Origin of the sequence: Mesorhizobium sp. M7A.F.Ca.CA.002.09.1.1, from assembly GCF_003998555.1 — a bacterium.
In the GTDB taxonomy this organism is placed as follows: Bacteria; Pseudomonadota; Alphaproteobacteria; order Rhizobiales; family Rhizobiaceae; genus Mesorhizobium; species Mesorhizobium ciceri.
The window spans coordinates 1-563 of the sequence record NZ_RZRR01001531.1 but is presented as its reverse complement, the minus strand read 5'-3'; the positions used below and the strand labels follow the sequence as shown (position 1 = coordinate 563).

Below are 563 nucleotides of genomic sequence, written 5' to 3'. Positions count from 1 at the left end.
GGTGATGATGCGCGGCACCTTCGCCAACATCCGCATCCGCAACCACATGCTGGGCGAGAACGGCCGCGAGGGCGGCTACACCATTCACTACCCGTCGAAGGAAGAGGAATCGATCTACGACGCGGCGATGGAGTACAAAAGGGAAGGCGTGCCGCTGGTCGTCTTCGCCGGCGTCGAATACGGCAACGGCTCGTCGCGCGACTGGGCGGCCAAGGGAACCAATCTGCTCGGTGTCCGCGCGGTCATCGCCCAGTCCTTCGAGCGCATCCATCGCTCGAACCTGGTCGGCATGGGCGTTATCCCCTTCGTCTTCGAGGAAGGCACCTCATGGGCATCGCTCAACCTCAAGGGAGACGAGCTGGTCGAGATCGACGGACTGAGCACCATCAAGCCGCGCCAGACGATGATCGCCAAAATCACCTATGGCGACGGCACGGTGAAGAACGTGCCGATCATCTGCCGCATCGATACGCTGGATGAGCTCGACTACTTCAAGAACGGCGGCATCCTGCAATACGTGCTGCGCGATCTGGCAGCTTAGTAAGGGAGTAGGGGAGTAGGGG

1 pseudogene is annotated in these 563 nt (G+C 61.3%); it reads left to right on the top strand.

Features of this window, described 5'->3' with window-relative positions:
* A pseudogene (locus EN994_RS34475) lies at nt 1–541 on the top strand (aconitate hydratase); the annotation flags it as partial.
* Between the last annotated feature and the right edge of the window lie 22 nt (nt 542–563).